The organism is Halomonas sp. BC1 (assembly GCF_002078135.1).
GTDB lineage: Bacteria > Pseudomonadota > Gammaproteobacteria > Pseudomonadales > Halomonadaceae > Vreelandella > Vreelandella stevensii.
In genome coordinates, this window is the sequence record NZ_LFGS01000006.1 from 114,640 (window position 1) to 118,887 (window position 4,248).

4 protein-coding genes and 2 pseudogenes are annotated in these 4,248 nt (G+C 58.4%); 4 read left to right on the forward strand and 2 right to left on the reverse strand.

What is annotated here, in order from left to right; genetic code table 11:
- Positions 1 to 186, forward strand: a pseudogene (locus tag B7L72_RS06175) (DUF1338 domain-containing protein); the annotation flags it as partial.
- A 25-nt stretch (positions 187 to 211) separates the two neighbouring features.
- Here B7L72_RS06175 and B7L72_RS06180 read toward each other — a convergent pair.
- Positions 212 to 874 (reverse strand): CoA transferase subunit B, encoded by a 663-nt coding sequence (locus B7L72_RS06180; RefSeq protein WP_016913783.1) that lies wholly within the window; start codon positions 872 to 874, stop codon positions 212 to 214.
- Between the two features lie 47 nt (positions 875 to 921).
- Positions 922 to 1,620, reverse strand: a complete 699-nt coding sequence (locus B7L72_RS06185) for a CoA transferase subunit A (RefSeq protein ID WP_016913782.1) — start codon at positions 1,618 to 1,620, stop codon at positions 922 to 924.
- A gap of 186 nt (positions 1,621 to 1,806) precedes the next feature.
- On the opposite strand from B7L72_RS06185, the gene B7L72_RS06190 reads away from it, so the two are divergent.
- From B7L72_RS06190 to B7L72_RS06200, 3 genes and pseudogenes are all read left to right on the forward strand, one after another.
- Positions 1,807 to 2,703, forward strand: coding sequence for a LysR family transcriptional regulator (locus tag B7L72_RS06190; RefSeq protein ID WP_016913781.1), 897 nt, complete (start codon positions 1,807 to 1,809; stop codon positions 2,701 to 2,703).
- A gap of 151 nt (positions 2,704 to 2,854) precedes the next feature.
- A pseudogene (locus B7L72_RS06195) lies at positions 2,855 to 3,737 on the forward strand (acyltransferase).
- A gap of 119 nt (positions 3,738 to 3,856) precedes the next feature.
- The coding region (locus B7L72_RS06200; RefSeq protein WP_139788456.1) for a LysM peptidoglycan-binding domain-containing protein at positions 3,857 to 4,248 on the forward strand (392 nt) is incomplete at its 3' end.

The window sequence follows — 4,248 nt, forward strand, 5'->3', positions numbered from 1 at the left end:
TCGGTGTCCAGCCTGCTGGATCATCGCTTCTATCCCGCCATGCCGCAGAAAATCGTCTTCAGCGAAGGCGATGAGCACCGCCTTTGCCTCGGGGGGCTTTCACTGACACAACGCCACGTGGAAGATGATCACAAACGGCTAGCGGAAATTCTGCTGCCGTTCCATGCCCGCTGCGAAATGGCGTGAGTCGCGTTGACCCACGCCACCCACGTCATGCGTCGAAGGTCATTTCTGGCACATGGTCGGGGACGATCAGCTTGCCCGCGGTCTTTTCGACGATCTCCTCGACGCTGACCCCAGGCGCACGCTCCTTGAGAATGAACGCGCCGTCCTTGATTTCAAGATAAGCCAGGTCGGTCAGAACACGGTTGATACAGCCAGCACCGGTCAGCGGCAGCGAGCATTTTTCCAGTAGCTTGGACTCACCATGCTTGGAAGCGTGAGTCATGGTGCAGATGATGTTCTCTGCGCCCGCCACCAGATCCATGGCGCCGCCCATGCCCTTGATGAGCTTGCCGGGAATCATCCAGGACGCAATATTGCCCTCCTGGTCCACTTCGAAAGCGCCGAGCACGGTCAAGTCCACATGCCCACCACGAATCATGGCGAAGGATTCGGCTGACGAGAAAATGGCCGCGCCGGGACGCGCCGTCACGGTCTGCTTGCCCGCATTGATCATGTCAGGGTCGACTTCTTCCTCGGTAGGAAAGCGCCCCATGCCCAGCAGGCCATTTTCAGACTGCAGCATGACATCCATGCCGTCGGGGATATAGTTGGCCACCAGCGTGGGAATGCCGATTCCCAGATTCACATAGAACCCGTCCTGGAGTTCACGAGCCACTCGCTGTGCCATTTGTTCGCGTGTCAAAGCCATGGTGCCACCTCTTGTCGTTGAGCAGTAATGGAAAATAGGCAAACTGATTAGCTGCGCACGGTGCGCTGCTCGATACGTTTCTCGAACGTGCCCTGAATGATGCGATCCACATAAATGCCGGGAGTATGGATCTGACTGGGCTCCAGTTCGCCTGGCTCAACGATCTCCTCTACTTCTACCACGGTAATCTTGCCAGCAGTAGCGGCCATGGGGTTGAAGTTCTGGGCGGTGTGGCGGTACATGACGTTGCCGTAACGATCGGCTTTCCACCCTTTGACGATGGCGAAGTCACCCTTGATGGCCTCTTCGAGGATATAGTGACGACCGTCGAACTCACGCACTTCCTTGCCTTCACCAATCGGCGTGCCGTACCCGGTGGCCGTGAAGAACGCCGGGATACCTGCGCCAGCTGCGCGCATCTTTTCCGCCAACGTCCCCTGCGGCGTCAGCACCACTTCGATTTCATCATTCAGCATCTGCCGCTCGAACAGCGCGTTCTCGCCTACATAAGAGGCAATAATCTTGCTGATCTGGCGGTCTTCGAGCAGGATGCCCAGCCCAAAACCGTCGACACCGCAGTTATTGGACACCACGGTCAGGTCGCTGACCCCACGGCGCTTGATTTCAGCAATCAGGTTTTCGGGAATGCCACACAGGCCAAAGCCACCTGCAATCACGGTCATGCCGCTTTCCAGGCCTTCCATCGCTTCTTCATAGGAAGATACACGCTTGTCGAATCCTGCCATTGTGTTGCCTCACGTGGTTGGTAAAACGTTATCGGATATTGTTCGTTACGTGGTTGCTGACCAGTCTGGCACAAAAGCTGCGCGCTGGATGCAGTTGCTTCGATAGAGTCAGTGTTGTGCTTGATGATATATTTGTTAAGTTTGTTTTTCTTATCAATTTATTTTAATAACTTATAAAGAGTCCTCATGACCGTCAAGCAGCTCAGGGCCTTTCTGGCCGTGGCCCAAACACTCAGCTTTACCCAGGCATGCGAACGCCTGCATCTTTCCCAACCCGCACTTAGCCTGGCCATCAAGGGGCTCGAAGACTCACTGGGCGGCAAGCTGCTGATTCGCAGCACGCGTAGCGTTCGCCTCACCCCCGAGGGCGAGTCACTGTTTCCGTTGGCCAAGCACCTGCTGGCCCAGTGGGACAATACCGAAGAGCGCTTGCGCCAGCGCTTCACGCTACAGCTGGGCCGCCTGAGCGTGGCCGCCATGCCCTCATTTGCTTGTAATCTGCTACCCGGCGCGCTGGTCAAGTTTCGCCAGCGCTATCCCAAAATCAACGTCACCGTGCACGATGTCATCAATGAGGAAGTCATGGACATGGTGCGCTCCAGGCAGGTCGAGCTGGGCATCGCGTTCGCCCCCGAGGGCGCTGGCAGCTTGAGCTTTACGCCACTCTTCGAAGATCAGTTCGTGGCTGTCGTCCCTCCCGGCTCCCCGCTGGCCCACCGGCACAGCCTGAACTGGCAAGCGCTGCTGCGCCACGACATGATCACACTGCAACGCCCCTCCATGGTAAGACGCTTGCTGGAGCAGGAGTTGGCAAGGCAAGGTATCGAGCTTCCCGTGGCTTTCGAAAGCCATCAGCTCTCGACCGTAGGGCGCATGGTCGCTGCGGGGCTAGGCGTCAGCGCCGTGCCCTCCATGTGCATTCAACAAATGGACGAGCTAGGCGCCCACTGCCTGCCGCTGACCGAGCCCGGCATTGCCTGTCGAGTGGGCATATTGACTCACCAGGAGCTCTCGGTGGCCGCCCATGCGTTACGTAACGTACTCATCGAAAACATTAAAACTCCCGGACTGGCGCGCCACTGATCACGCCACGCACGGCAAAGTTATGCTGGGCAGTCTGCGCTTGTTCCATTAGCATTTGTCCCTACAGGCGCAGAGTGCTCCTGGCGCGCCTTCCCTCAGGGAGCCCTGGCAGCCGCTCTGTGCGTAGCATCAGTAGATCGAGGACCGCGGTATGCCAATCATCAAAGGGGCTGTCAGCATCTTGCTGCTGACGCTGAACACACTGGTTTGGGGTGTGCCCCTGATTATTTTGACGCTGCTCAAGGTCATCACTCCCGGCCGTAAAGCTAAGGAGTGGCTGCTGAAAGGACTGTGCGCGGTGGCCTTGAACTGGATCGGCGTGAACCTCTGGTGGATGCGCCTGTGGTTGAAGCCTCAGGTGTCCATTCAGGTGCCTGACAACCTAACGCCTGAGCAGTGGTGGCTGGTCATCTCCAATCACCGCAGCTGGACCGATATTTTCATTCTGTTCATGGCGCTGCACCGCCGCATCCCAATGCCGCGCTTTTTTTCTCAAGCATCAGCTGATCTGGATTCCGATTGTCGGACTGGCCTTTTGGGCACTGGAATTCCCCTTCATGCGACGTTTTACCCGCGAGCAGATTGCCAGAAACCCAAAGCTGGCCACGATCGACAGAGAATCCACCGAGCGAACTTGCCGCCGCGCACGGCACGCCCCCATTTCGATATTCAACTTTGTGGAAGGCACTCGTTTCACGCCGCTCAAGCGTGACGCTCAGCAGAGCCCTTACCGTCATCTGTTACGCCCCAAGGCGGGCGGCGTCGGACAAGTACTTAGCCTGCTGGGCAACCAATTGGATGGTATCCTTGATGTCACCATCAGCTATGCCAATCCGACGCCAACCTTCATGGGCTTTCTGTGTGGCAAAGAAGCCCCCATTACCCTCGAAGCCCGGCAGATTGCCATCCCGGAGTGGATGCAGGATGCCAACTACCACGAAGATTCGCAGCACAAGGAACGCTTCCACGCATGGATCAATTCACTGTGGCAGGAAAAAGACGCGCTGCTGGACACTCTCAGCGATCACGACTAGGGCTTTGGCTGAGCGCTTGCCTGGTTGTCAGCCTGCTGGCGGGCTGTGCCAGCTCGACACCGGCGACCAGCCAACGCACTTCGGAAAGCAGCAGTGCCAGCGCATTGAGCGGTGGCTGGATCGAGGTAGGCCGAGGAGACACCTTGGGGCAGTTGGCAGCTCGCGCCAATGTGCCCATCGAGCGTCTGGAGCGTTTCAATCCGGGCGTCAATGCTCAGCGCCTGAACGTCGGCCAACGGCTGTTGATTCCCACCCAGCAGGAGCGCGCACCCACAGGCGGGCCTTACCGCTATCAGGTACGCGCGGGTGATACCTACTCTGGCATTGCACGCCATTTCGGCACGACCACAGGCAGGATACAAAGCGCCAACCCTGGCACCCCCGCCACCGCACTGCGGGTGGGCCAGATCATCAGCGTACCCTTGAGTGGCAGCGGCAGAGCCGTCGCAGCCAGCAGTGGCGGGTCGAGCAGCTCATCGGCAGCACCCGCGACGCCTGCGGCAACGCCCAG